Origin of the sequence: Bradyrhizobium sp. Pha-3 (assembly GCF_042258615.1) — a bacterium.
Lineage (GTDB): Bacteria > Pseudomonadota > Alphaproteobacteria > Rhizobiales > Xanthobacteraceae > Bradyrhizobium.
In genome coordinates this window covers 4,994,100-5,018,853 of sequence record NZ_CP170152.1, presented here as the reverse complement: position 1 = coordinate 5,018,853, position 24,754 = coordinate 4,994,100, and the positions used below count along the sequence as shown (strand labels likewise).

Below are 24,754 nucleotides of genomic sequence, written 5' to 3'. Positions count from 1 at the left end.
CGCTGTTAGGTCGGACATTACGAGGTCAGGATGTCGGTCATGGCTGCGCCTTCGGCGCGCCGCCCGACTGTTCGCCCCCTGCTGCCGGCGCCGGCCCGGTCTGGCCCTTCTGATCGCCCTCGCTGTGGTCGCGACGGCCGCGCTGCTCGCCGTTCTTGCCCTGCGCGTCTTGCTTGCCGTCCTTGCTCTGGCCGTCGCCCTGCGCCCCGCGCTTGCCGTCCGGAGTGCGGCTGCGCTTGCGCGGCGCCAGATCGGCGGCCGGCGGCCCGTCGTCCTTGCCGACCACGACCTTGGAGCCATCGGCGAGATTGGCAAAGCCCGTCGTCACGACGCGGTCCGACGTGGTCAGGCCGCTCGCGATGACGGCTTCATGCTCGTTCTGCTGCGTGACCGTGACCGGCTTGGCGGTGACGGTATTGTCCGCGCCGATCACGTAGCTGAAGGTCCCGGCCGGACCGCGCTGCACGGCCGAGGTCGGCACCACGATCGCCTGCGGCAAGGTCTCGACCTTCAGCCGCACATTGACAAACTGGCCGGGCCAGAGCTGATAGCTGGCATTCGGCAGTTCAGCCTTCAGCTTCAGTGTGCCGGTGGTCGGATCGACCTGATTGTCGATGCCGGTCAGCTTGCCGGTATCGATCACGGTGACGCCGTCATTGCCGAACACATCGACCGCAAGCTGGCCCTTTGCCGCCGCGGCGTTGACCCGCATGATCTGCTGCTGCGGCAGGCTGAACCACACCGCGATCGGCTGCAGCTGGGTCAGGATCACGAGCCCGGTGATGTCCGAGGCGTGGATGATGTTGCCCTGGTCGACCAGCCGCAGGCCGGCGCGCCCGGAGATCGGCGCAACGACCTTGGTATAGCCGAGCGTGGCGCGCGCATTGTCGATCTGGGCCTGGTCGGCCTTGATGATCGCCTCCTGCTGCGCGACCAGCGCACGCTGCGTGTCGGCCTGCTGCTTGGAGCCCGCGTTGGTGGCTGCGAGCTGCTCATAGCGACCGAGGTCGATCTTCTGATTGGCGAGCAGCGCTTCGTCCTTGGCCTTCGTGGCTACCGCCTGATCGTATTGCGCCTGATAGATCGCAGGATCGATCTCGCCGAGCACGTCGTCCTTCTTGACGTCCTGGCCCTCGACGAAATTCACCTTGAGCAGCTTGCCGTCGACCTGCGAGCGCACGGTGACGGTGTTGAGCGCCTTCACCGAGCCGACGCCGTCGAGATAGACCGGCACGTCATGCACCTGCGGCGTGGCCGCAAGCACCGGCACCGGCAGATCGGGCCGCGCGCCCGCGCCGCGCCCACCGCCGCCATTTTGTTTGGGCTGGAAAGCGAGCCAACCGAGATAGCCGAGCCCGCCGAGGATCACGAGTGTGATGAGCAGCGACACCATGCGTCCAAGCAGGCGCGAGACCAGGCTCCGCTTGCGTGGGGCTGAGCTTTTCTTGTCGTCCGTCGAGTCGGGCTTAAAGAGCATCGACCGGTCTTTCCACCTTCGGTTCCCAGCCGCCCCCCAGGGCCTGGTACAGGCTCACGATCGCCAATAGCCGGGCCAGCTGGGCCTGGGAATGTGCGTCTTCCGCCTGGAACAGGGTCAGCTGCGTATTTAGCACAGTTACGATGTCGGCGGTGCCGGCCTTGAGCTGCTGCTCGGCCAGGTCGAAGGCACGCCGCGACGACGACAGCACGTCACGCTGCAGCTGCAGCCGCCGCGTGGTCTCGCGAATTGCGACCAGCGCGTTGTCGACATCGGTGAACGACTGCACGACCGTCTTGCGATAGGTCTGCAGCAACTCGTCCTGCCGCGCCTTTGCATTCTCGAAATTGCCGAGGATCCGGCCGCCATCGAAGATCGGCTGGGTCATGCCGCCGACCAGGTTGAAAAAGGCCGCATGCGGCTGGAACAGCGAGACCAGCGCCTGGCTCTGGTAGCCGCCCGTCCCGGTCAGTTGGATGCTCGGGAAGAACTGGGCCCGCGCGCTGCCGACATTGGCGGTCGCGGACGCGAGCTGCGCCTCCTGCCTGCGGATATCGGGACGCTGGGTGAGCAATTCGGACGGCAGGCCCGGCGTGACGCGCGGAATGGCGACCGAATTAAGCGAGCCGCCGGCGACGCGCACGCTCTCCGGCGGCCGCGACACCAGCACCGCGAGCGCGTTGACGTTCTGGTCGAGCGTCTGCCGCAGCGGCGGCACCAGCGCACGCTGGTTCGCGAGCACACTCTCCTGCTGCGCGACATCGAGATCGGTGCCGGTGCCGGCCTTGAAGCGATCCCGGATCGCGTTGAGGATACGCTCGGCGCTGGCGATGTTGCGCTGCGCGGTGCGCAGCCGGTCCTGGGTGGCAAGCACGGTGAAATAGGCGTTGGCGACGCTCGCCAATGTGGTCAGCGCCACCACTTCGCGGTCGAACCGGTTGGCGACGGCAGTCTCCTCCGCCGCTTGTGCCGCGTCGCGATTCTGGCCCCAGAAGTCGAGCTGGTAGCTGGCGCTGAGCGAGGCGCTGTAGTTCACCACCTCGCGCCCGCCGTTGGTGAGGCCGCTGGCGCTGGAGCCGGAGGTTCGTGAGTAGGTTTCAGACCCGTTGAGATTGACGGTCGGCAGCAGCGCCGCGCCCGCCTGCCGCGCCAGCGCGTCGGCCTGCCGGAAACGCGCCACGGCGGCTGCGATGTCGAGGTTGACGGTCTGCGCCTCCTCCATCAGCTGCGTCAGCTCCCTGGAGCGGAAGCCTCGCCACCAGTCGAGCGTCGGAAGCGCGTCGCCCGGCCGGCTAAGGCGCGCGGCCTTGTAGCCCTGCGGCACGTCGAGCGCGGGATCTGGGATGTCCTGGGTCAGAATGCAGCCAGCCGAGCCCGCGACCAGGCCGAGCGCGACAAGCGAGCGTCCCGCGAGCCGTCGCATGCGGACGGCGAGGCCGAACCGGCCTCCAGGCACCATCACGGACGCGGGCTGGGTCACACCCATTCTCCGCCAAAGCCAGACTTCGCCCATGGCGCACGAATGACGCAGTCAGCAATGGTCTGGGTGACGTGCACGCGGTAATGCTTCCAATGGAACCTGGCTGTCCCATCCTACCCTTGGGACGATAGGGCGGACAGCCCTGTCACGGTCGTGCGACGTCGCATCGCAAGCGATTCGTGGCTACAAGGAATGCCGGCTTTTCCCTATTTTACGGCATTCCCATGCGTTTCAGACCGGTGCCGCAAGTCATCTTTCTAACAAAGATTTCATGGGGATTTCTCGGCCCTGTTGCTCCGAATCCGCAAGATGCGCCGGAGCGACAACGATCTCGCGGCGGCACGCCCCGCCTCGCCAGGCCTTGACTTGGTCGATCGCGCACAACTGACGCAAAAGCGCTGACCGCAGAACGATTCTGCCAGACGACCCGGCCGCGGCAAAACAGCCTTCTCCGCGATGCCCATAGGGTGGGCGCCAATCGGTTCAGCGTGGTGAACCCGCCATTTGCCGCAGTGCAAAAGCCCTTCCCTTTTTCGATCAGCACACTAGGTTCGCCGCAAGCAAGACACAGACCGGCAAAGAAATTCCCCGACATGGCATTCAACAAAGACGTCATTGAAGCGATCGGCAACACCCCCCTCATCAAGCTGAAACGCGCATCCGAACTGACCGGCTGCACCATCCTCGGCAAGGCCGAATTCATGAATCCCGGCCAGTCGGTGAAGGATCGCGCCGGCAAGGGGATGATCCTGGAGGCCGAAAAGCGCGGCGATCTGAAGCCCGGCGGGCTCGTGGTCGAATCGACCGCGGGCAATACCGGCATCGGACTTGCGGTCGTGGCGAGCGCGCGGGGCTATCGCACCCTGATCGTCATTCCGGAGACGCAGAGCCAGGAAAAGAAGGACATGCTGCGGCTGTGCGGGGCCGAGCTCGTCGAGGCGCCGGCGCTGCCCTACTCCAATCCGAACAACTATCAGCATCTCGGCAAGCGTCTCGCCGAGCAGCTGCGCAAGACCGAGCCAAACGGCGTGCTGTTCGCCGACCAGTGGAACAACCTTGACAATCCCAAGGCGCATTACGACTCGACCGGACCCGAGATCTGGCAGCAGACCAACGGCAAGGTTGATGGCTTCATCTGCTCGGTCGGCACCGGCGGCACGCTCGCCGGCATCAGCCGCTATTTGAAGGAAAAGAACAAGGATATCGTCACCGCTTGCGCCGATCCGCACGGCTTCGCGATGTACGAGCTGTTCAAGAACGGCCAGGTCAAATCGACGCCCGGTGACTCGATCACCGAAGGCATCGGCCTCGGACGCAAGACACCGGTGATCGAAACCGCGAACGTCGACGATGCGTTCCTGGTCTCCGACGAGGAAGCCGTGACCATCATCTACGAGCTGCTGGAGTACGAAGGCCTGTGCCTCGGCGGCTCGACCGGCGTCAACATCGCGGGCGCGATCCAGCTCGCCAAGCAGCTCGGCCCCGGCAAGACCATCGTCACCATTCTCTGCGACTCCGGCAACCGCTATCAGTCCAAGCTGTTCAACCCGGCCTTCATGCGTTCGAAGAACCTGCCGGTCCCGGAATGGCTGGAAAAGCGGAGCAAGATCGAGCTGCCGTTCGTTTGAGGTGTGAACAGCGAATAGTGAGTGGCGAATAGAACGGAATCGCTATTCACCATTCGCTGCTGGCAATTCGCCCCTACGCGCGCTCACCGCAAGATCTGGCTCAGGAACAGCTTCGAGCGCGCGTGCTGCGGGTTGGCGAAGAATTCCTGCGGCGTGTTCGACTCGATGATCTGACCGGCGTCCATGAAGACGACGCGGTTGGCGACCTCGCGGGCAAAGCCCATTTCGTGGGTCACGACCAGCATGGTCATGCCCTCCCTGGCGAGATCGACCATGGTGTCGAGCACCTCCTTGACCATTTCCGGGTCGAGCGCTGAGGTCGGCTCGTCGAACAGCATCACCTTCGGGTTCATGGTCAGGGCGCGGGCGATCGCGACGCGCTGCTGCTGACCGCCCGACATCTGGCAGGGAAACTTGTTGGCCTGATGCGGGATCTTGACCCGCTCCAGGAACTTCATCGCGGCCGCCTCGGCATCCTTCTTCGGGATGTTGCGCACCCAGATCGGCGCCAGCGTGCAATTGTCGAGCACGGTGAGATGCGGGAACAGGTTGAAGCTCTGGAACACCATGCCGACCTCGCGCCGCACCTCGTCGACCCGGCGCAGGTTCGGGCCGAGCTCGATGCCGTCGACCACGATCTCGCCCTCCTGGAATTCCTCCAGCGCGTTGATGCAGCGGATCAGGGTCGACTTGCCCGAGCCGGACGGGCCGCAGATCACGATACGCTCGCCCTTGCCAACCTCAAGGTTGATGTCGCGCAACACGTGGAAGTCGCCGTACCATTTGTTGAGCGTGGAAATGTTGACGATCGGGGTTGTGGACATGGTGACCTTGTTCAGTGGCGGCGGTGAGCGTTGAGCCTGTTTTCGACGAACAGCGAGTAGCGCGACATTCCAAAGCAGAACACGAAATAGATCATTCCCGCAAAGGCGAAGCCGGTAAAGGCCGTGGTCGGCGTCGACCAGTTCGGGTCGGAGAACGATGCCCTCAGGGAACCCAATAGATCGAACAGCGCCACGATCGACACCAGCGAGGTATCCTTGAACAGCGAGATGAAGCTGTTGACGATGCCGGGAATGACGTAGCGCAGCGCCTGCGGCAGCACGATCAGCGACGTCGTCTTCCACCAGGACAGGCCGAGCGCCGATGCGGCCTCCGCCTGCCCGCGCGCCACCGCAGCTAACCCGCCCCTGATCACCTCGGCCATATAGGCGCCGGTAAAGATCGCCACGCCGATCAGGGCGCGCAACAAGCCGTCGACGGCGAAATTGCCCGGCACGAACAGCGGCAGCATGTAGGTCGCGAAGAACAGCACCGTGATCAGCGGCACGCCGCGCCAGAATTCGATGAAGGCGATCGAGAAGATCCGGATCAGCGGGATGCTCGAGCGGCGGCCGAGCGCGAGGGCAATCCCGATCGGCATCGAGGCAACGATGCCGGTGATCGCGATCACCAGCGTCACCAGCAGGCCGCCCCACAGTCGCGTGTCGACGATGGGAAAGCCGCCGCGATCGAGCCCCATCAGCTTGATGCCGACGGCGATCCCGGCAAACGTCAGCAGGCTGCCGATCAGCGCCCTGTGCCCGGTCCGCATGCCGCCTCCGAGCACAAACAGCACGGCGGAGACGATCACGGCGGTGACCAGGAAATCGCCCCAGACCGGCAGCGACGAGAGCTGCAACTGGTCGCGCAGCCAGGTCAGCGGAAAGATCAGCCAATGGATCAGAAAGCCGACCAGGACGAGCACCTTGCCCAGTACCCACGGCAGCGGGGCGATCGCCGAACTCTTGCTGAGATTGACCAAGAGATCGCCGGCGCCGCCAATGCTCTGCTCGAACAATTGCAACAGGCCGGCGGTCCAGCTCACGCCGAAGCCCGCGATGCCGCCACCGTGCAGCAGGTAGAACGCCACCACCGGAAAGGCGAAGAAGAACAGGCCGGAGTTGATACCCTTGGCCGGCAGGCGCGGCATCAGCAGCGGCAGCAACAGCGCGGCGCCGAGCCCATAGGTCAGATTGACCCGCCAGCGCTGCGCTTCCGGATAGAAGCCATAGATCAGTTGCGTCAGCTTGGCCTGAATATAGGGCCAACAGGCACCGACCCCGTGCCCCGCCTGTTCGGCGAGGCAAGCGGTGCGATCCTTGCCGGCCCAGACCGCGTCGACCAGCAGGAACTTGACCGTCGGGACAACGATGTACCAGGCCAGCAATAGCCCGAGGATCGTGAGCAGGATGTTGCCCGGCGAATTCAGCAGCCGCGTTCGCACGAAGCCGATGAAGCCAGTGGTCTTGGCCGGCGCCGCACGCTCGGCGACCAGATCCTGTCGGACAAAGGACGGAGCGGACAGATCGGTCATGCCGCCATGCTCCGGTTGATGCGCCAGCCATAGATGCTCATCAGCGCGCTCGTCGCGAGCGAGAGCAGCAGGTAGACGCCCATCGTCATGGCGATGATCTCGATCGCCTGCCCGGTCTGGCTCACCGCGGTGCCGGCAAACACCGAGACCAGATCCGGATAGCCGATCGCCACCGCCAGCGACGAATTCTTGGTGAGATTGAGGTACTGGCTGGTCAGCGGCGGCACGATGACACGCATCGCCTGCGGCACCACGATCAGCCGCAGCGTCGCGGCGCGGCTGAGGCCAAGCGACGAGCCCGCCTCCATCTGTCCCTTGTGGACCGACATGACGCCGGCGCGGACGATCTCGGCGATGAACGCCGCCGTGTAGGTCGACAACGCGACCGTCAGCGCGACGAATTCCGGGATGACTCGCGCGCCGCCGGCGAAGTTGAAGCCTTTCAGCTGCGGCAGCTCGAATTTCAACGGCCCGCCGAAGATCAGCATCGAGACCAGCGGCAGACCTATCAGGCAACCCAGCACATAGGGCCAGATCCGGATCATCTGCCCGCGCTGGAACAGGGCACGCCGCGCATGGTGGCGCAAGCCCAGCGCCACGACGATGCCGACCGCGAGCGCGGCGAGGAACGGATAGAGCCCCGGTTCGCTGACCGGCTGCGGCACGATCAGGCCCCGATTGTTGAGGAAGAACGCACCGAAGATCGAGATGCTCTGCCGCGGCGCCGGCAGCGCCGCGAGCACTGCGAGGTACCAGAACAGGATCTGGAACAGGACCGGCAAGTTCCGGACGATCTCGACATAGATGCCGCCGATCCGCGACAGCAGCCAGTTCGGCGACAACCGGCACAGCGCCACGACGAAGCCGATCACGGTGGCGAAGACGATACCGATCACCGAGACCAGGATCGTGTTCAACAAGCCGACGAAGAACACCCGCCAGTAGGTGTCGGAATTGTTGTAGGCGATCAGGCTCTGATTGACGTCAAAGCCCGCATTGTAATTGAGGAAGCCGAAGCCCGACGCTATGTGCTGGGTCTCCAGGTTCGTCCGCGCATTCGCCACGATCTCATAGGCGATCCAGGCCAGGACCGCGGCGAAGGCAATCTGGGCGGCCAATCCGTTCCAGCCGGTCTTGCCGCCAAGCGCACGTTTCAGCCTGAGGGCAAATTGCAGCGGTGGTTTGCGGGGCGCGATGCTCATCGCGGCAGCCGTTGGCCGGACCGATCAGCGGATCGGCGGCGCGTACTGGATCCCGCCCTTGTTCCAGAGATTGTTGACGCCACGGGCGATGCCGAGCGGCGAGCCGGTGCCGACATTGCGCTCGAAGGTCTCGCCATAATTGCCGACCGCCTTGACGATGCGCACCACCCAGTCCTTGGTCAGGCCGAGCTGTTCACCCAGATTGCCGTCGGTGCCGAGCACCCGCTTCATCTCCGGCTTGTCCGATTTGAGCATCGTGTCGACATTCTTCTGGGTGATGCCGAGCTCTTCGGCATTGATCATCGCAAACAGCGTCCACTTCACGATGTCGAACCACTGGTCGTCGCCGTGGCGCACCATCGGTCCCAGCGGCTCCTTGGAAATGATTTCCGGCAGCACGATGTGATCCGCAGGGTTCGCGAGCTTCAGACGGCTGGCATAGAGCCCGGAGGCGTCGTCAGTGAAGACGTCGCAGCGTCCGGATTCATAGGCTTTGACGGCTTCGTCGATGCTGCCGAATGCGATCACCTCGTACTTCATGTTGTTGCCCTTGAAGAAGTCGGCGAGGTTCTGCTCGGTCGTGGTGCCGGTCTGCACGCAGACCGACGCGCTGTTCAATTCGAGCGCCGAATTGACCTTGAGCGACTTCTTCACCATGAAGCCCTGCCCGTCATAATAGGTCACGCCGGTGAAATTGGCGCCGAGCGAGGTGTCGCGCGACACCGTCCAGGTGGTGTTGCGCGACAGCACGTCGATCTCGCCGGATTGCAGCGCCGTGAAGCGATCCTTGGCCGACAGCGGCACGAACTTGACCTTGGTCGGGTCGTCGAGCACCACGGCGGCAATGGCCCGGCAAACGTCGACGTCGATCCCGGTCCAGTTCCCCTTGTCGTCCGGTGATGAAAAGCCAGGCAGGCCCTGGCTGACGCCGCAGGACAGCTGGCCCCGGTCCTTGACCGTCTTGAGGGTTTGCGCCGAGGCGGACTGGACCGACAAGGCAGCGGCAGCGGCAAGGAGGACAGCCAGGGATACGCGTTTCATGGGTAGGCCTTTCAGGGTCGTCCGTTGGACGTTTGCTTTGTGATCGCCTCGCGTTCACGGGCCATCCCAATGATCCCCTGCAGCAAAAGCTGCTGATCTGACAGTCAGTTTGACGTGCAAACCGGCCAGGCAACGGATCGTAGGTCGCGGCAGGCCCCTCAACGTGCGGCGACTGGTAGTTGCGGCGCATCACATAGCGACTGACGAGCCGGGTCAAGGGGTTGACGCACGTCTTCTACCTCTTGTTAGTAACACCTCCCGGCGTGGCCCTGTCTTCCCGACGCGGTACGGCTGCGGCAAAAAGTCTAAAGTCCAACGGCAGCAAACCATGACCTCCTCCGACGGCTCCACGCCCTCCCGCCCGCACGACGCCGCGACCCGCCTGGTTACGGCCGGCCGCGACACCAAGGCCCAGAAGGGCTTCGTCAATCCGCCGGTGTTTCACGGCTCGACCGTGCTCTATCCGACCGCCGAGGACCTCCACGCCCATCGCGCCGAATTTACCTATGGCCGCCACGGCAGCCCGACCACGCGGGCGCTGCAGGACGTGCTGATGGCGCTGGAGGGCCCGCAATGCGCCGGCGTCGGTCTCGCCCCGTCGGGCCTCGCCGCGATCAGCACCACGCTGCTCGCCGTGCTGAAGTCCGGCGATCACCTGCTGGTATGCGACAACGCCTATCGGCCGACCCGCAATTTCTGCGACAACATGCTGAGGCGCTACGGCATCGAGACCAGCTATTTCGATCCGCTGATCGGCGCCGGCATCGAGACGCTGTTCAGGCCGAATACCCGCGCGGTGCTGATCGAGGCGCCCGGTTCGCAATCCTTCGAGATGCCCGACGTCCGCGCGATCTCGGTTGTGGCGCATGCCCGCGGCGCGCTCATGATCGACGACAACACCTGGGCGACGGCGCTCTATCACCGCTCGCTCGAACAGGGCGTCGACATCAGCATGCAGGCCGGCACGAAGTATATCGGCGGCCACTCCGACATCATGTTCGGCACCATCTCGGCCAATGCAAAGGCCTGGCCGCTGGTGCAGGAGGCGATCCGCCTGCTCGGCGTTTGCGCCGGCCCCGACGACGTCTATCTCGCGCTGCGCGGTGTCCGGACTCTGTCGGTGCGGCTGGCGCAGCACCATCGCTCCGGGATCGAGATCGCGCGTTGGCTTGCTGCGCGGCCCGAGGTCGATCGTGTGCTGCACCCGGGCCTGGAGACCGATCCCGGGCATGCGATCTGGAAACGCGACTTCACCGGCGCCTCCGGCCTGTTCAGCATCGTACTGAAGCCCGTGCCGCAGACCGCAGTCGATGCGATGCTCAACGCGCTCACCCTGTTCGGCATGGGCTTTTCCTGGGGCGGCTTCGAAAGCCTCGCCATCCCGTTCGACTGCAGCGACTATCGCAGCGCGACCAAATGGTCGCCGGGCGGACCGACGCTGCGGCTGCATATCGGGCTCGAGAATCTCGACGACCTCAAGGCCGATCTCGATCGGGGTTTTGCCGCGTTGAAGGCCGCGCTCTGATCCTTCCGCGCCGGCTTGCACGTTAGGCGACATTAACCACGACCGAGCGGCCGTGACGCCGCGTTGTGGCCTCCACATCGCACACGTTGCACGCGCGCGATCTCCGGGATTCTGCGGAGATGCAAAGGCATCGATAACTCGCCGTTCACCATCCCCACCAATCCCTTAATTGTCCGGACCTTCCATCAAGTTCCCTTATACTTTTGCGGCCGTACTGATGCTCCCGGGAAGGGCTGTCAGTGCCGCAAGGACGTGACTGCCCTGCGTTAAGGGCATTCAGACAATCGCATGAAGACGGCACGCATCGTGGTCCTCGGCATCGCCGGAGTCGCAGGCCTCGCGGCCATGTATCTCGCGAGCTTTGGCGATCGCAAACCGGCGCCGGTCGCGCCGCCAGTAGTCCAGCTGCCGACCGTCGAGGTGCTGGTGGCGAAGTCCGACATCGGGCTCGGTCAGTCGGTCAAGCCTGAAGACGTGCAATGGCAGCGCTGGCCGGCCGAGACCGCGAGCAGCGCGTTCATCCGCCACGATACCAATGCCGACGCCATGAACGACGTCATCGGCTCGATCGCACGCGCTCCCTTCATCATCGGCGAGCCGATCCGCGAGCAGAAGCTGGTCAAGGCCAATGGCAGCGGCTTCATGGCCGCGATCCTGCCCTCCGGCATGCGCGCAATCTCCACGGAAATCTCGCCGGAGACCGGCGCCGGCGGCTTCATCCTGCCCAACGACCGCGTCGACGTGATCCTGTCGCGACGCGACAAGAATCCCGATCAGCAGCAGGGCACCCGCGACATCATCACCACCGAAATCCTGCTGTCCAACGTGCGCGTGCTGGCGATCGACCAGGCGCCGAAGGAGAAGGACGGCAACAACTCCCTCATCGGCAAGACCGTGACCCTCGAGCTCAAGCCCGAACAGGCCGAGACGCTCGCGCGAGCACGGCAGAGCGGCACGCTGGCGCTGGCGCTGCGCAGCATCGCCGATGTCAACGAGAAGACCGACGAGACCACAGACCATGCCCCGAAGCGGGGCGAGAGCATCCGGGTGGTGCGTTTCGGCATCCCGAGCTCTCAGACGACACAGAAGTGATGGGGGCTTCGATATGACAATTGGTGCAAAACAACTGGCGACGCGGGCCACACTGGTCCGCTCGCTGTCATTCTCGGCGGTCACCGCCCTGATGCTGATCCCTGCCCTCGCCAGGGCGACCGATCCGGACAAGAACGCGGACGTCGCGGTGACGAGCAGCATCGCCGCCAAGACGCGCTTCGTCTCGCTCGGCGTCGGCAAGTCGGTGGTGGTCGACCTGCCGCGCGAAGCCAAGGACGTCCTGGTCGCCGATCCCAAGATCGCCAACGCCGTGATCCGCTCGGCGCAGCGCGCCTATATCATCGGCGCCGCGGTCGGCCAGACCAACGTGGTGTTCTTCGACGCCGACGGCAACCAGGTCGCCTCCTACGACATCGCGATCAAGCGCGACCTCAACGGCATGCGTGCCGCGCTGAAGCAGATGCTGCCCGGCGTCCAGATCGAGGGCGTCGGTGAGAGCGTCGTGCTGACCGGCACGGTGGCAAGCCCGGTCGAGGCCCAGCAGGCCGGCGACATCGCAGCCAAGCTGGTCGGCGGCCCCGACAAGGTCGTCAACTCCATCGTGGTGCGCGGCCGCGACCAGGTGATGCTGAAGGTCACCGTCGCCGAAGTGCGACGCGACGTCGTCAAGCAGCTCGGCGTCGATCTCAGCGCCAACATGAATTACGGCACCGCCGCTGTCGTCTTCAACAACACCAACGCCTTCACCGCCAACAACGGACCGCTCGCCAACAACCTGCTGACCGGCGCGGCGCTGAACAAGCTCGGCGTGCCGACCGTCACCGCGACGCTGCGCGCGATGGAGAGCGCGGGCGTGGTGAAGACGCTCGCCGAGCCCAACCTCACGGCGATCTCCGGCGAGTCCGCGACCTTTGTGTCGGGCGGTGAGTTTCCGATTCCGACCGGTGTCACCTGTCAGACGACGACGTCGGGCACGATCGGGAATTGCGTCCAGACCGTCAGCTTCAAGAAGTTCGGCATCTCGCTCAACTTCACCCCGGTGGTGCTGTCCGAGGGACGCATCAGCCTGAAGGTGATGACCGAGGTCTCCGAAGTCTCGATGGACAACGCGTTGACCGGCGGCCAGGGCGGCACGACCATTCCCTCGATCAAGACCCGCCGCGCCGACACCACGCTGGAGGTGCCCTCCGGCGGCTCGATCGCGATGGCCGGATTGATCCAGGAGCAGACCAAGCAGGCCATCAACGGAATGCCTGGCGTCGATCAGATCCCGGTGCTCGGACAACTGTTCAGGAGCCAGGACTTCGTCAACAACGAGACCGAGCTCATGGTCATCGTGACGCCCTATGTGGTGCGCGCGGTTGCACAGAAGGAATTGTCGCGTCCCGATGACGGGTTCGCCCCGGCCTCCGACGCGCAATCGGCACTGCTGGCGCGCGTCAATCGCATCTACGGCGTTGCCGCCCGTGCCGAGCCGATCGGCGCCACGCCGGTCAATTTCGGCTTCATCATCGACTGAGGCGCTGAAGGGTTGGGGGATGCCATGATGACACGCAACACAAGAGCCGGTCATGCGAGGACGCTGTCGCTGTCCGGCGCCCTTCTCGCCACCGCGATCGCGCTTGGCGGCTGCAATCTGACCGGCGATAATATTGCCACCGGCACGGTGCCCGACGACTACCGGCAGCGGCATCCGATCGCCGTCACCGAGGGCGAGCAGTCGATCGTCGTGTTCGTGGGCCGCGCCCGCGGCAACCTCACCGAAACGCAACGCGACGACGTCATGGGACTGGCTCGCACCTGGCGCCGCGACGGCACCGGCGCGATCGCAATCGACGTCCCGGCCGACACCTCTAATGCGCGCTCGGCGCAGGCGGTGTATCAGGATATCCGCGGCGTGCTGGCGTCGATGGGCGTGCCCGGCCACGCTATCGTCCGGCGCTCCTATCGCGTCGACGATCCGCGCGCGCTGCCGACCATTCGCCTCAGCTATCCGAAGATGGCCGCGGTCGCCGGGCCTTGCGGCTTGTGGCCGAGCGACCTGGGTCCCTCGATCTACAATCCCAGCTACAACGAGAACAAGCAGTGGGACAATTTCGGCTGCTCCACGCAGCACAACCTTGCCGCGATGGTCGCCAATCCGTCCGACCTCGTGCAGCCGCGGACCGAAACCGCAGCCTACACGCCGCGCCGGTCGGTCGCGTTCCAGAAGTACGGCAAGGGTGAGTCCACCGCGACCACCTACCCCGAAGCCGATAGAGCCAAGCTGAGCGACGCCGGGAAATGACCGAACAACAAGACGAGCCACAGCACGCCAACGACCACATCGCGCCGGCGCCACGGATTTCCGTGCAGGCGTTCTGCGCCAGCGTCGCGACCGCGACGACGGCGCGCGCCGCCGCCGAAGACCGCCGACTCGCCAAGGCCCACCTCTCCGTCCATATGGGCGGCATAGCTGCCGCCATCGACGCCTATCACAAGGCGCCGACGCCCAACGTCATCATGCTGGAGACCGAGCCGGACATTGATTTGCTCGCCGGTCTCGACGAACTCGCCACGGTCTGCGATCCCGGCACCCGCGTCGTCGTGCTCGGCACGCCCGGCGAGACTGCACCGTATCGCGAATTGGTCCGCCGCGGCGTCAACGACTACGTCATCGGGCCGGTCAAGGTGCTCGACGTCGTGCGCTCGATCTGCGGCCTGTTCTCGTCCTCGGAAGCAGTCTCTGTGGGCCGTCTGATCGCGGTCGCGGGCGCCAAGGGCGGGGTCGGCGCCTCGACCATTGCTCACAATGTCGCCTGGACCATCGCGCGCGACCTCGGGCTGGATTCGGTCGTTGTCGATCTCGACCTCGCCTTCGGCACCGCCGGCCTCGACTACAACCAGGATCCGACACAAGGTATCGCCAATGCCGTGTTCTCGCCCGAGCGCCCCGACAGTGCCTTCATGGAGCGCCTGCTGGCAAAATGCGGCGATCACCTCAGCCTGCTGGCGGCACCGGCCACGCTCGACCATGTCTACGATTTCGGCGCCGAAGCATTCGATGCCATCTTCGATACGATGCGCATGACCACGTCCTGCATCGTGCTTGACGTTCCGCATCAATGGACCGCCTGGACCAAGCGCGTGCTGGTCGGCGCCGACGATATCCTGATCGTCGCCGAACCCGACCTCGCCAACATGCGCAATACGAAGAACATGATGAACCTGTTGCGGACCGCGCGTCCGAACGACCGCCCACCACTCTATTGCCTGAACCAGGTCGGCATGTCGAAGCGCCCCGAGATCGAGGTCAAGGACTTCGCCAAGACGATCGAGAGCCAGCCGATCGCAACCATCCCGTTCGATTGCAGGTTGTTCGGTGAAGCCGCCAACAACGGTCAGATGATCGCGGAAGTCTCTGCGCGTCACCGCACCACAAGGACCTTCCTGCAGATCGCGCAACGCCTGACCGGCCGCCCCGATCTTGCCGAAACGCGCGAGTCGTTCCTGTCGCCGATTCTCAGGAAGCTGCAGTCGCGCCGGAACGATGGACGCCGCGCAGCCGGCTAGCAGCCCTGATTTGAGATGCTGGTGGACCTAGTCGCGGCGGCTGGCCGCGACCGGGATCTTGTCCGCATCGGTGCGGCTCGCGTCCCTGCGCGCCAACAGCCGCTTCAGCGCGGCGACATTGGCTGAGCCCTGATCGGGCGGCAGATCGGCCTTCATGATGGTTTCGGCTTCGACCTGCCGGCCCTGCAGGCCGACCACGACGGCGAGATTGGTTCGCACCCGCATGTCGTCGGGCGCGCGATCCCGGGCCCGGCGCAGCGTTTCCTCGGCCTTCGGCAGATCTTTCGACAGCAGATAGGACAGGCCGAGATTGGACAGCACCGACGGATCGTCGGGCACGATCTTCAGGGCGCTCGCATAATACTGGCGGGCTTCGTCATGGCGCTCGAGCTGATCCAGCACGGCGCCCTGCGCCGACAGAATGCGCCAGTCCGGGTCTTCCGGAGTGTGGGCGCGCCCGAGCACGTCGAATGCCTGCTGGAAATTGCCGTTGTCGGCGAGCGCCCGTCCGTAGCCTGCGAGCAGCGCCTTGTTGCTGGGCTGCGCCAGCACCGCCTGCTCCATGACGGCAACCGCCTGCGCGCGCTGGCCGGTGGCGCGCAGCGCCCGGGCGTATTTCAGCGCGGCGTCGGTGTCCTTGGGGTTGGCGCGCACGCGCTCATGGTAGGTCGCGATGTCGCGCCGCGGGTCGGCTGGGGCCGGCGTGGACTCCGCCGTATCGCCCAATGACCCAGTGATATCGGACGGACCCGAGGTCTGACAGGCGGACAGCCCGATCAACAGGAGCGCGACAGATACCGAGCCCGCGAGACGGTGCATGCGGCCTGAAGGTCGGGGTAGCTTGTCAGACATCAATGAGACTCGGAACAGCGAAGGTTCCGGGATGCTCACAGCTTAACCCTAAGTTCCGGTTAAGGATGCCATCATCTCGCCGTCATCCGGCCCAGAAGCGGTGCCGGACGCGGCGCGAACCGCCAGCCTGGCGGCTCGATCAGTCGACGAACTGGGCGCCGAATTCGTGCCCGATCCGCCAGGCCAAACGGCACTGACGCGGACTGCCGCTCGACAGGATGATGGTGAATTCCGGCGGAATCTCCAGATATTCAGCGATCACCTTGACGCCGCCAGCCGAGATATCGGTGATCATGCAGTCGCGCGGCAACGACCCTGTGCCCAATTGAATTTTGGCGACGCTCCGGCACTCACGGCGTTCGCTCTTGCGGCGATTGACAAACATCCTGATCCCCAAGCCCTTTTCTGGATAGCTTCTCGGCTGGACAGCTTCTCGTTCCCACCGTCATAACGGGGAAAGATTGGAAACTGCCTAGCGGAACCAATCGCAATTGAGCGGTCATGTTCGAGAATCATTTACCGGGGCCTTCTCGCCGGCCGGTTCCAACGGGAACAGAAAGGGGTTGATCCCCCGTCATTTGGCGATAGCGTGCCCCCTTCGACTCGAATTTGCCGGGAACTTCAGGAAGTATGGGAAGTCTTGTTCTGCTTGATCTGATGGGGGGCGTCGCGCTCCTGTTGTGGGGCCTGCACATGGTCCACAGCGGGATTCTGCGGGCGTTCGGGCCCGATTTGCGGCTGTTGCTGGCCCGGGCGCTGAACAACCGCTTCACCGCCCTTGGCGCCGGCCTCGGCCTGACTGCGCTGCTCCAGAGCTCGACCGCGACCGCCCTGATCACCAGTTCCTTCGCCGCCGAGGAGATCGTCAGCCTGGTGCCGGCGCTTGCGATCATGCTCGGCGCCAACATCGGCACCACGCTGATCGTGCAGGTGCTGTCGTTCAATGTCGCAGCCGTGGCGCCGGTGCTGTTCATTGTCGGCCTCGTCGCATTCCGCAGCGGGCCGCGCTCCCGGATCAAGGATCTCGGCCGCGTCTCGATCGGCCTCGGTCTGATGCTGCTCGCGCTGCATATCCTGCTCGATACGATGGCGCCGGCCGAGAATGCCCCGGGCGTGCGCGTGTTCCTGAACGCGATCACCGGCGATCCGGTGCTCTGCATCCTGATCGGCGCAGTCGTGACCTGGCTGGTCCATTCCAGCGTCGCCAGCGTGCTGCTGGTGATGTCGCTGGCCTATTCCCAGTTCATCTCGCCCTATGCCGCATTCGCGCTCGTGCTCGGCGCCAATCTCGGCAGTGCCATCAATCCATTGATGGAGGGAGCGCGGCGCGACAATCCGGCAAGCTACCGGCTGCCGGTCGGCAACCTCGTCAACCGTGTCGTCGGCATCCTGCTGGTGGCGCCGTTCCTGCGCCCGATCACCGAGCAGATCTACGCCTGGCAGCCGGATCTCGCCAAGGCGACCGCGCTGTTCCACATTGCCTTCAACGTTGCGACCGCGCTGCTGTTCGTCGGCGTGCTCGACCACCTGGCACGTCTGCTCGAGCGGCTGTTGCCAAAGCGGGTGCAGGAGACCGATCCGTCACGGCCACGCTATCTCGACGAGAGCGCGCTGGAGACGCCGTCACTCGCGCTGGCCGATGCGGCGCGCGAGGTGCTGCATATGGGCGACCACACCGAGGCTATGTTGCGCAAGGTGATGACGGCAATGCTGACCAACGATCGCGCGCTGGTCGACCAGGTGTCGAAGATGGACAACACCGTCGACCGGCTGAACGAGGCGATCAAGCTTTACGTCACGAAGCTTACCCGCGGCAGCCTGGACGAGCGCGAGGGTCACCGCGCCATGGAGATCGTCGCGTTCGCGATCAATCTCGAGCATATCGGTGACATCATCGACAAGAATCTGAGCGAGCTCGCCACCAAGAAGATCAAGCATCGCCTGCAATTCTCGGCCGAAGGCACTGAGGAATTGTCGGCGTTCCACAAGCGTACGATCGACTCGCTGCGGCTCGCGTTCGGCGTGTTCATGTCGGGCGACGCCGCCGAGGCGCGCAAGCTGCTCACCGAGAAGGCGGCGCTGCGCGCGGCCGAACTCGCCGCCGTCGAGCGCCATCTGGAGCGCCTGCGCGAAGGCCGGCCGGAGACCATCGAAACCACCTCGCTGCATCTCGACGTGTTGCGTGACCTTCGCCGCATCCATTCGCACATCTGCTCGGTCGCCTATCCCGTGCTCGACGCCGCCGGCGAGACCGCCGCCGATCGCGAGAATGCGGTCGATGCAGCCGAACTTCCAGCGCCGGGGCGGCTCTGATCGAACGCGGCTTCAAGGCTATGTTGGCGGCCGGTGTTCGGAACCGGGCGGCCGCTGCGGAAACGCGGAGGCAGCCGCGAGCTGGTTGATACTGTCCCGCTGGCGATCGAAGGCCCCAAGGAGTTCGCCTTGCAGCAGCCGGCCGCCTGACAATTTCATCCGCAGCGGATCGACGTTATGGCCGTTGATCCGCACCTCGTAATAGAGATGCGGTCCGTGCCGCGTGGAGCCCGATGCCGCAATCCGTCGCGATTGGCGAGGAGGCCCAGCATACCGCTCGCCGCGCCGACAACCGCGAGGATCAGCTGTCGAGCGTCTTCGACGCCTTGGCGTGGTTCTTCACGATCAGCATGATGTTGCGGATGTAGATCAGCGTGGCGAAGCCCTGCCCGATGATGATGACGGGCTCGCGCTTGGCGATGCCGTAGATCAGCGTCATCAGACCGCCGCCCATCGAGAAGAACCAGAACGCCATCGGCACCACGCTCTGGCCGGCGCGCTCGCTGGAAATCCACTGCACCAGAAAACGCGCGGTGAAGAGCAATTGCGCAATCAGGCCGAACGCCAGCCAGAAATCGAACTTGGCCACGAACACGTCGTAGAAGTAGGCGCTCAGCGCCTGGCCGAACTGAATCAGCATCACTTCACCTCAGTCACTTCAGTGACGACCGGCGTCGGCTTCTTGCGGCGGATCAGCCACCACACGCCACCGAGATCCATGATCCCGATCCAGAGCCGGTCGAAGAATCCATAGTTCGACACGCCGGAATGGCGCGGGCGGTCGACGACATCGACATAGGCGATCGCGAGCCCCTCGCGGCGGACCAGCGCCGGAAGGAAACGATGCAGCCCGTCGAAATAGGGCATCGCCAGAAACACCTCGCGCGGAAACGCCTTCAGGCCACACCCGGTGTCGCGGGTGCCGTCGCGCAGGATGATGCCGCGCACGGCGTTGGCGATTCTCGATTGCAGCTTCTTGAAGCCGGTGTCCTTGCGTCCGACGCGCTGGCCCGCGGCGAGGCCGACCCGGCCATTGCCGCTCTCGATCGCCGCGATCAGCTTGGGCAGGAAGGCCGGATCGTTCTGGCCGTCCCCGTCAAGCGTTGCCACGATCGCCCCGCGCGCGGCGCGCACGCCGCTACGCACGGCGGCGGACTGGCCCGACGAGACGGTGTGGCGGAGTTGCCGGAGGTTGGGCCGCTGCGCCATGATCGCGCTCAGCCGTTCGCCGGTGGCATCCGTCGAGCCGTCATCGACGTAGACGATCTCGTAGGCCCAGCGTCCGTCGAGCGCCGCCGCGATCTCGGCGATCAGCGGCGCGATATTGTCCGCCTCGTTGCGCACAGGCACGACGATGGAAACGGCGACCGGCGTCTGGTCGGGAGCAGGCAAATCGGTACTCTTGGTTGGTTGGCAGTGGCTGGAACCCGCCCGATCCGGCCGTCGGGCGACCGCTTTTATGGGGCGAAGGCGTTCCTCGCAACCCTTTTGAGGCGCCCTTCCGACGGTCCTGACAGCGCCATCACGGTGCCATCGCGATCGATGGCGAAACCAAGGCGGCGGGCGGCGAACCAGTAGCGCACCGCCATCGCGCCAATCACGCCGACCAGCGCGCCGGCCACCACGTCGCTCGGGTGATGAGCCAGCAGCACGAGCCGCGTCGCGATGATGATCAGCGCATAGACCAGCATCGCGACCCGCGCGCGTGGCCATAGCGCCGACACGGCGAAAGCCAGCGCGAATGCCGTGATCGAATGTCCCGACGGAAAACTCGAATAGGCCTCGGTGCCGGCGAAGTGCTGGAAGTTGAAGGCATTGGCCTTGCCGCCGACGAACGGTCGCCCGCGGCCGACGGTCCACTTGATCAGTTCGCCCACCGTCACGGACAGCGCGACCGACAGGAACAGGTATTGCAGCCTCGTTCCGAGGCCGAGCAAGGTAGCGCGCGGCACACCGCGCAGCGCAGGCGCTGCCACCGCGACCGCGATCAGCAGCAGGCCAAGCGTGCACAGCACATACTCGTCCTTGCCGAAATCGGTGAGTATCTTCACCCACCAGAGACCTGGCGTGCCGCGCGGCGGCATCAGGCTGATCTCGGCGACATCGACCGCATACATCAGCGTGATGATCACGGCACCAGTGACGACGACGAGCAAGAGCGCGTGGCGCGCGGAGCGTCGCGCCGCCTCGGCCCGGCGCGAATGCGACGGCGCGCGCACGAGCTGGGCAAAGGATAGCCAGACCAGCGTCAGCAATCGTCCGAAATAGTTGACGGATTCCGCGGTGGCTGGCGGCGCCGACATTCACTCCGTCCCTTCGGAACGGAAGATCGCGATCGAAACGGCCTTGCCCTGCGAGATGTTATAGCCATCGATCCGCACTGGCGCGTTGTAGCGTAGGCCGATCGCCTCGGCGCGTTGCACGAAGGCGCGCTCGGAGCGCTGTTCGACCAGAGCGAAGCGGCAGGAGCCCTGCCCCAGGAAATCCGCGGCGCCCGATCCGTCGGTGAGCAGCGTTGAGGTATCGGTCATGAACACGAGGCTCGGCTCGTGGAAGCCGGCAGCCGCCGCCTTCGGGCCGACGCAGGTCACATTGCGCAGCGCGCGCGCGACCTCCTGGCTCGGAAACACGGTGGTGAGCCGCGGCAGCACCACGCCATAGGTTGCGCCCGCCATCAGCGCCGCGGCGATCACCGCATTGAGCAGCGAGCGCTCGGCGCGGCTGTCCTCGAACATCCACCAGGCGATCAGGCCGAACACCATCGCCACCGCGAACAACGGCCAGGCCGGAAACACCGGCTGATGGATCGCCTTGATGGCGCCGACGATCACCAGCACGGCGCCGAAAGCGGGGATAGCGAACCACCAGGCGGCGCCGCGCAACAACCAGGGGGAACGCGACAGCACACGCCGCTCCAGCGCGCCGACGGTCAGGATCGCGATCGCCGGATAGAGCGGCAGCACGTAATGCGGCAGCTTGGTCAGCACCGCCTCGAACACGATCCAGGACGGGATCAACCAGGCGAGCAGAAACTGGGCACCAGGCTCGCGCCGCGCGCGCCAGACCGCCGGAGCCGCCAAGGCGGCCAGCGGCGCGCCGGGCCAGAACGTGATCCAGAACAGCAGCAGATACAGCCCGGGCGGCGCGCCGTGCGACTCCTGCGCCCCGAGCTTGCTCAGCATGTCGCCACCGACCGAGTCGGCAAAGAAGGTCTCGCCGGCGCGCAGGAAGATCAGCACGAACCACGGCAGCACCAGCACCAGGGTCCACATCAGGCCCCAGACCGGGCGCATGCGCCAGAACCAGGCCGCCGATCGATCGAGGATCGCAAGCCCGGCCATGGCAAGGCCGACGAACATCAGGATCAGCGGGCCCTTGAGCAGGATGCCGACCGCCAGCGCCGTCCAGAAGATCGCAGGCGGGGCCCATGATGGATGCGCCGGGTCTTCGCCGCGTTGCCAGGACAGATACACCCGCGCCATCGCGCCCATCGCCGCGGTGACCGTCAGCAACAGCATGGCGTCGGTTTTGGCGAGCCGCGCTTCGACGCCAAGCAGCACGCAGCTTGCCATCATCAAGGCAGCCAGCACCGCCCCCTGTCGCGTCACGAACGCTAGCGCCGTCCAGTAAGTCAGCAAAACGGCGCCGATGGCGCCGATCAGGGACGGCAGGCGGTAGACCCAGATGCGGACCTGGGCACGCGGCACCCCGAGCGCGGAAATCGTCTTCAGCGCCGCCGCCTGCATCCAGTAGATGCCGACCGGTTTCTTGTAGCGAACGTCGTCCTGGAAGCGGATGTCGACGAAGTCGCCGCTCTCGACCATCTGCTTGGTGGCCTGGGCAAAGCGCACCTCATCGCGGTCGATCGGCGGGATGGTGAAGAAGCCCGGCAGGAACAGAACCAGGCAGGTCAGCGTTAGGAACAGGATCGAACGCCATTGGCTGGCCGTCGCGAACTCGAACGCCATGAACAGCCTGCGGCTCGAATGCGCAGGTTTTACAGACTGTTGCCCTGCTCCGAAGCGCCGGGGTTGGAGGCTATCCACCATAGGTTTCGCATACGATGAAACCGCAGCGCAAACAACCGTGCTGTTCCGCTTTCCCGCGCGATCATTGCACGCGGATCACAACGGTATCCGCTGCCCCCGTGGCGTCGATGACCGTGAGCCGCGCGAAGCCCGGCCCGGGCGGGTCGATCAGGCGCTGCCGACGGCTGTCGATGTCCCCGGCTGACACACCGTTCACGAGTACCGTCAGCGGCAGCACCCCGCCGGCGACCTTGACCGGCATCGCCGCATGACCGCCCTCGGATTGATCGACGTCGATGCGTGAGCCGTTCAGCGGAAACTGGATGTGTGGCGCCTGGTCGTTGCCGCTGCGGACCAGTTCGCCGAGCGGCCGGAACCGGCGCAGCGGCGGCGGCAGTTTTGCGTTGGAGGCGACCAGCACGCCACGCGGCGGCTTCGGCAACGCCGCCGGGATATTCCCGGTGCGCGCAAAGGCATCGAACAGGATCGGCGCCGCCGCCGTGCGCCCAACCAGGCCCGGCACCGGCGCGCCGTCCGGACGGCCGACCCAGACGCCGATCGTGATGCGGCCATCGAAGCCGACCGACCAGGCATCACGATAGCCATAGCTGGTGCCGGTCTTGAACGCGATCCGGTTGTGCACGCCGTTCTCCGGCGGCGGCGTGCCGAGCAGGACATTGCCGACTTGCCAGGCCGCCGCCTGATCCATCAGCCGCATCGTGTCGCGGCTGTCATTCGCCTGCACGATCTCGCGCAGCGGCTTGGTAGCACCGAGCCGCGCCAGGCCGGAATAGAGCTGGGCGAGATCCTGCAGCGTGATGCCGACGCCGCCGAGCCCCATCGCAAGGCCCGGTGCCTCATCCTTCGGCAGCACAAGATTGGTGCCGGCCTGCTTGAGCCGCGACGACAGCCGGCTCGCGCCGACCCGGTCGAGCAGCGCGATCGCCGGCACGTTCAGCGACAATTGCAGCGCCTTGCGGATCGGCACCGTGCCCTGGAACGTCATGTCGAAATTTTCCGGCGCATAGGAGCCGAACCGTATCGGCCGATCCTCGATCAAACTGTCGGGATGAACAAAACCGTCTTCGAAAGCGAGGCCGTAGATGAACGGCTTAAGCGTCGATCCCGGCGAGCGCACCGCGCGTGTCATGTCGACCTGCCCGGCCCGCCGCTCGTCGAAATAGTCCGCCGAGCCGACGCGGGCGAGCACGTCACCCGTCTCGTTGTCGACCACGACGATCGCAACCGAGACGTCAGGTCCTTGCGCGATGGCGCGATCGCGCGCCAGCGCCTCCAGGTTCCGTTGCAGCGAGGCATCGAGCGTCAGCTTGATGACGGGCGCATCCTTCATCGTCGCGATCGCCTGATCGGACGAATGCGGCGCCAGGATCGGGATCTGCTTGCGCATCTTCGGCACAGGCGTGGCCCGGGCCTGCGCGGCGTAGTCCTTCGACACCACGCCGTCCTCGACCATGCGGTCGAGCACACGGTCGCGCGCGGCATGCGCAGTTTCCGGATAGCGATCGAGCCGCCGCCGCTCCGGCGATTGCGGCAGCGCCACCAGCAATGCGGCCTCGGCAAGCGAGAGCCGCTTCGGCTCCTTGCCGAAATAGGCGATCGAGGCGGCGCGCACGCCTTCGAGATTGCCGCCGAACGGCGCCAGCGCGAGATAGAGATCGAGGATCTGATCCTTGGAGAGCTGCCGCTCCAGTTCGACCGCGCGCACCATCTGCCGCAGCTTTGCATAGACCGAGCGTTGATGCCGCGGCTCGATCAGCCGCGCCAGCTGCATCGTGATGGTCGAACCGCCAGAGACGATATGGCCGCTCGTGAGCAGCTGGAATCCTGCACGCGACAGCGCCAGCGGGTCGACGCCATGATGCTCATAGAAGCGCTTGTCCTCATAGGCGAACAGCAGCTTCAGATAGGTGGGATCGACCGATGTCTTGGCGTCGACCGGTAACCGCCAGCGCCCATCCGCCATCGCATAGGCGCGCAACAGTTTTCCATTTCGGTCGATGACGGTGGTCGAGACCTGCTGCGCCTGCGCAAGCGGCAGCGGCCCGAGCGAGGCGACCCAGGCTGCGAAGGCCGCAGCAACCATGACAAGCACGATCGCAACAGCGCCGACGACGCGAAGCGCCAACCGCCCGCCACGCTTGTCATGCCCGGGCTTGACCCGGGCATCCACGTCTTTCTTGCCAACGGACGCGTCCCTGGATGGCCGGGTCAAGCCCGGCCATGACG

At 65.3% G+C, this 24,754-nt stretch carries 20 protein-coding genes; 7 read left to right on the top strand and 13 right to left on the bottom strand.

The annotated features are described in order from the left end of the window. Positions 1-37: 37 nt before the first annotated feature. The gene (locus tag ACE10Z_RS23980; protein ID WP_375782975.1) at positions 38-1,477 is read right to left on the bottom strand and encodes an efflux RND transporter periplasmic adaptor subunit; all 1,440 of its coding nucleotides are present in this window, start codon (positions 1,475-1,477) and stop codon (positions 38-40) included. Next, the gene (locus ACE10Z_RS23975; RefSeq protein WP_375782974.1) at positions 1,467-2,963 is read right to left on the bottom strand and encodes an efflux transporter outer membrane subunit; all 1,497 of its coding nucleotides are present in this window, start codon (positions 2,961-2,963) and stop codon (positions 1,467-1,469) included. The genes ACE10Z_RS23980 and ACE10Z_RS23975 overlap by 11 nt, the downstream gene beginning before the upstream one ends. A 587-nt stretch (positions 2,964-3,550) precedes the next feature. Here ACE10Z_RS23975 and ACE10Z_RS23970 point away from each other — a divergent pair. Beyond that, entirely contained in the window at positions 3,551-4,585 is a 1,035-nt protein-coding gene (locus tag ACE10Z_RS23970; protein WP_375782973.1) for a cysteine synthase A, read from the top strand. Positions 4,586-4,668: 83 nt separating this feature from the next. On the opposite strand, the gene ACE10Z_RS23965 is transcribed toward ACE10Z_RS23970, so the two are convergent. From ACE10Z_RS23965 to ACE10Z_RS23950, 4 genes are read right to left on the bottom strand one after another with little or no spacing between them, the layout of a single operon-like run. Then, on the bottom strand, positions 4,669-5,409 hold the full coding sequence (locus ACE10Z_RS23965; protein WP_375782972.1) for an amino acid ABC transporter ATP-binding protein: 741 nt from the start codon (positions 5,407-5,409) through the stop codon (positions 4,669-4,671). An 11-nt stretch (positions 5,410-5,420) separates the two neighbouring features. Then, positions 5,421-6,941 (bottom strand): amino acid ABC transporter permease, encoded by a 1,521-nt coding sequence (locus tag ACE10Z_RS23960; protein ID WP_375782971.1) that lies wholly within the window; start codon positions 6,939-6,941, stop codon positions 5,421-5,423. After that, positions 6,938-8,143, bottom strand: coding sequence for an amino acid ABC transporter permease (locus tag ACE10Z_RS23955; protein ID WP_375782970.1), 1,206 nt, complete (start codon positions 8,141-8,143; stop codon positions 6,938-6,940). Before ACE10Z_RS23955 ends, ACE10Z_RS23960 begins: the two co-directional genes overlap by 4 nt. 24 nt (positions 8,144-8,167) lie before the next feature. Further along, the gene (locus ACE10Z_RS23950; RefSeq protein WP_176531446.1) at positions 8,168-9,184 is read right to left on the bottom strand and encodes an amino acid ABC transporter substrate-binding protein; all 1,017 of its coding nucleotides are present in this window, start codon (positions 9,182-9,184) and stop codon (positions 8,168-8,170) included. Positions 9,185-9,512: 328 nt separating this feature from the next. On the opposite strand from ACE10Z_RS23950, the gene metC reads away from it, so the two are divergent. From metC to ACE10Z_RS23925, 5 genes are all read left to right on the top strand, one after another. Continuing rightward, positions 9,513-10,709 (top strand): cystathionine beta-lyase, encoded by a 1,197-nt coding sequence (gene metC / locus ACE10Z_RS23945; protein ID WP_375782969.1) that lies wholly within the window; start codon positions 9,513-9,515, stop codon positions 10,707-10,709. A gap of 288 nt (positions 10,710-10,997) precedes the next feature. Next, complete coding sequence (gene cpaB / locus ACE10Z_RS23940) at positions 10,998-11,801, top strand: Flp pilus assembly protein CpaB (protein WP_375782968.1); 804 nt, start codon at positions 10,998-11,000, stop codon at positions 11,799-11,801. Between the two features lie 13 nt (positions 11,802-11,814). Further along, complete coding sequence (locus ACE10Z_RS23935; RefSeq protein WP_375782967.1) at positions 11,815-13,281, top strand: type II and III secretion system protein family protein; 1,467 nt, start codon at positions 11,815-11,817, stop codon at positions 13,279-13,281. A gap of 27 nt (positions 13,282-13,308) precedes the next feature. Then, on the top strand, positions 13,309-14,049 hold the full coding sequence (locus ACE10Z_RS23930) for a CpaD family pilus assembly protein (protein ID WP_375782966.1): 741 nt from the start codon (positions 13,309-13,311) through the stop codon (positions 14,047-14,049). Then, positions 14,046-15,314 (top strand): CpaE family protein, encoded by a 1,269-nt coding sequence (locus tag ACE10Z_RS23925; RefSeq protein WP_375782965.1) that lies wholly within the window; start codon positions 14,046-14,048, stop codon positions 15,312-15,314. The genes ACE10Z_RS23930 and ACE10Z_RS23925 overlap by 4 nt, the downstream gene beginning before the upstream one ends. A 27-nt stretch (positions 15,315-15,341) precedes the next feature. On the opposite strand, the gene ACE10Z_RS23920 is transcribed toward ACE10Z_RS23925, so the two are convergent. Together ACE10Z_RS23920 and ACE10Z_RS23915 are read right to left on the bottom strand one after the other, a co-directional pair. After that, positions 15,342-16,166: a tetratricopeptide repeat protein gene (locus ACE10Z_RS23920; RefSeq protein ID WP_375782964.1), complete on the bottom strand. Its 825-nt coding sequence runs from the start codon at positions 16,164-16,166 to the stop codon at positions 15,342-15,344. Positions 16,167-16,305: 139 nt separating this feature from the next. Further along, positions 16,306-16,551, bottom strand: a complete 246-nt coding sequence (locus ACE10Z_RS23915; RefSeq protein ID WP_021079298.1) for a PilZ domain-containing protein — start codon at positions 16,549-16,551, stop codon at positions 16,306-16,308. 245 nt (positions 16,552-16,796) lie between these two features. Between ACE10Z_RS23915 and ACE10Z_RS23910 the strand changes: the two genes are divergently transcribed. After that, a complete protein-coding gene (locus ACE10Z_RS23910) occupies positions 16,797-18,479 on the top strand; it encodes a Na/Pi cotransporter family protein (protein WP_375782963.1) in 1,683 nt (560 codons plus the stop codon). 301 nt (positions 18,480-18,780) lie between these two features. Here the strand turns inward: ACE10Z_RS23910 and ACE10Z_RS23905 are convergent, their stop codons facing one another. The 5 genes from ACE10Z_RS23905 to pbpC form a co-directional block, all read right to left on the bottom strand. Next, complete coding sequence (locus tag ACE10Z_RS23905) at positions 18,781-19,119, bottom strand: lipid-A-disaccharide synthase N-terminal domain-containing protein (RefSeq protein WP_375782962.1); 339 nt, start codon at positions 19,117-19,119, stop codon at positions 18,781-18,783. Then, on the bottom strand, positions 19,119-19,871 hold the full coding sequence (locus ACE10Z_RS23900; protein ID WP_375782961.1) for a glycosyltransferase family 2 protein: 753 nt from the start codon (positions 19,869-19,871) through the stop codon (positions 19,119-19,121). The genes ACE10Z_RS23905 and ACE10Z_RS23900 overlap by 1 nt, the downstream gene beginning before the upstream one ends. 65 nt (positions 19,872-19,936) lie before the next feature. Further along, positions 19,937-20,782 carry a phosphatase PAP2 family protein gene (locus ACE10Z_RS23895; RefSeq protein WP_375782960.1) on the bottom strand — a complete coding sequence of 282 codons (846 nt, stop codon included), beginning with the start codon at positions 20,780-20,782 and terminating at the stop codon, positions 19,937-19,939. Further along, a complete protein-coding gene (locus ACE10Z_RS23890; protein WP_375782959.1) occupies positions 20,783-22,528 on the bottom strand; it encodes an ArnT family glycosyltransferase in 1,746 nt (581 codons plus the stop codon). Positions 22,529-22,589: 61 nt separating this feature from the next. Further along, complete coding sequence (pbpC, locus tag ACE10Z_RS23885; protein WP_375782958.1) at positions 22,590-24,698, bottom strand: penicillin-binding protein 1C; 2,109 nt, start codon at positions 24,696-24,698, stop codon at positions 22,590-22,592. Between the last annotated feature and the right edge of the window lie 56 nt (positions 24,699-24,754).

Bases quoted from the DNA above. Each gene is read 5' to 3' on its own strand.
- ACE10Z_RS23925 (WP_375782965.1), top strand. From the start codon at position 14,046: ATGACCGAACAACAAGACGAGCCACAGCACGCCAACGACCACATCGCG.
- ACE10Z_RS23960 (WP_375782971.1), bottom strand. From the start codon at position 6,941: ATGACCGATCTGTCCGCTCCGTCCTTTGTCCGACAGGATCTGGTCGCC.
- ACE10Z_RS23955 (WP_375782970.1), bottom strand. From the start codon at position 8,143: ATGAGCATCGCGCCCCGCAAACCACCGCTGCAATTTGCCCTCAGGCTG.
- ACE10Z_RS23920 (WP_375782964.1), bottom strand. From the start codon at position 16,166: ATGTCTGACAAGCTACCCCGACCTTCAGGCCGCATGCACCGTCTCGCG.
- ACE10Z_RS23950 (WP_176531446.1), bottom strand. From the start codon at position 9,184: ATGAAACGCGTATCCCTGGCTGTCCTCCTTGCCGCTGCCGCTGCCTTG.
- ACE10Z_RS23905 (WP_375782962.1), bottom strand. From the start codon at position 19,119: ATGCTGATTCAGTTCGGCCAGGCGCTGAGCGCCTACTTCTACGACGTG.
- ACE10Z_RS23915 (WP_021079298.1), bottom strand. From the start codon at position 16,551: ATGTTTGTCAATCGCCGCAAGAGCGAACGCCGTGAGTGCCGGAGCGTC.
- ACE10Z_RS23975 (WP_375782974.1), bottom strand. From the start codon at position 2,963: ATGGGTGTGACCCAGCCCGCGTCCGTGATGGTGCCTGGAGGCCGGTTC.
- cpaB (WP_375782968.1), top strand. From the start codon at position 10,998: ATGAAGACGGCACGCATCGTGGTCCTCGGCATCGCCGGAGTCGCAGGC.
- ACE10Z_RS23890 (WP_375782959.1), bottom strand. From the start codon at position 22,528: ATGGTGGATAGCCTCCAACCCCGGCGCTTCGGAGCAGGGCAACAGTCT.
- ACE10Z_RS23895 (WP_375782960.1), bottom strand. From the start codon at position 20,782: ATGTCGGCGCCGCCAGCCACCGCGGAATCCGTCAACTATTTCGGACGA.
- ACE10Z_RS23965 (WP_375782972.1), bottom strand. From the start codon at position 5,409: ATGTCCACAACCCCGATCGTCAACATTTCCACGCTCAACAAATGGTAC.
- ACE10Z_RS23930 (WP_375782966.1), top strand. From the start codon at position 13,309: ATGACACGCAACACAAGAGCCGGTCATGCGAGGACGCTGTCGCTGTCC.
- ACE10Z_RS23935 (WP_375782967.1), top strand. From the start codon at position 11,815: ATGACAATTGGTGCAAAACAACTGGCGACGCGGGCCACACTGGTCCGC.
- ACE10Z_RS23910 (WP_375782963.1), top strand. From the start codon at position 16,797: ATGGGAAGTCTTGTTCTGCTTGATCTGATGGGGGGCGTCGCGCTCCTG.
- ACE10Z_RS23970 (WP_375782973.1), top strand. From the start codon at position 3,551: ATGGCATTCAACAAAGACGTCATTGAAGCGATCGGCAACACCCCCCTC.
- ACE10Z_RS23980 (WP_375782975.1), bottom strand. From the start codon at position 1,477: ATGCTCTTTAAGCCCGACTCGACGGACGACAAGAAAAGCTCAGCCCCA.
- metC (WP_375782969.1), top strand. From the start codon at position 9,513: ATGACCTCCTCCGACGGCTCCACGCCCTCCCGCCCGCACGACGCCGCG.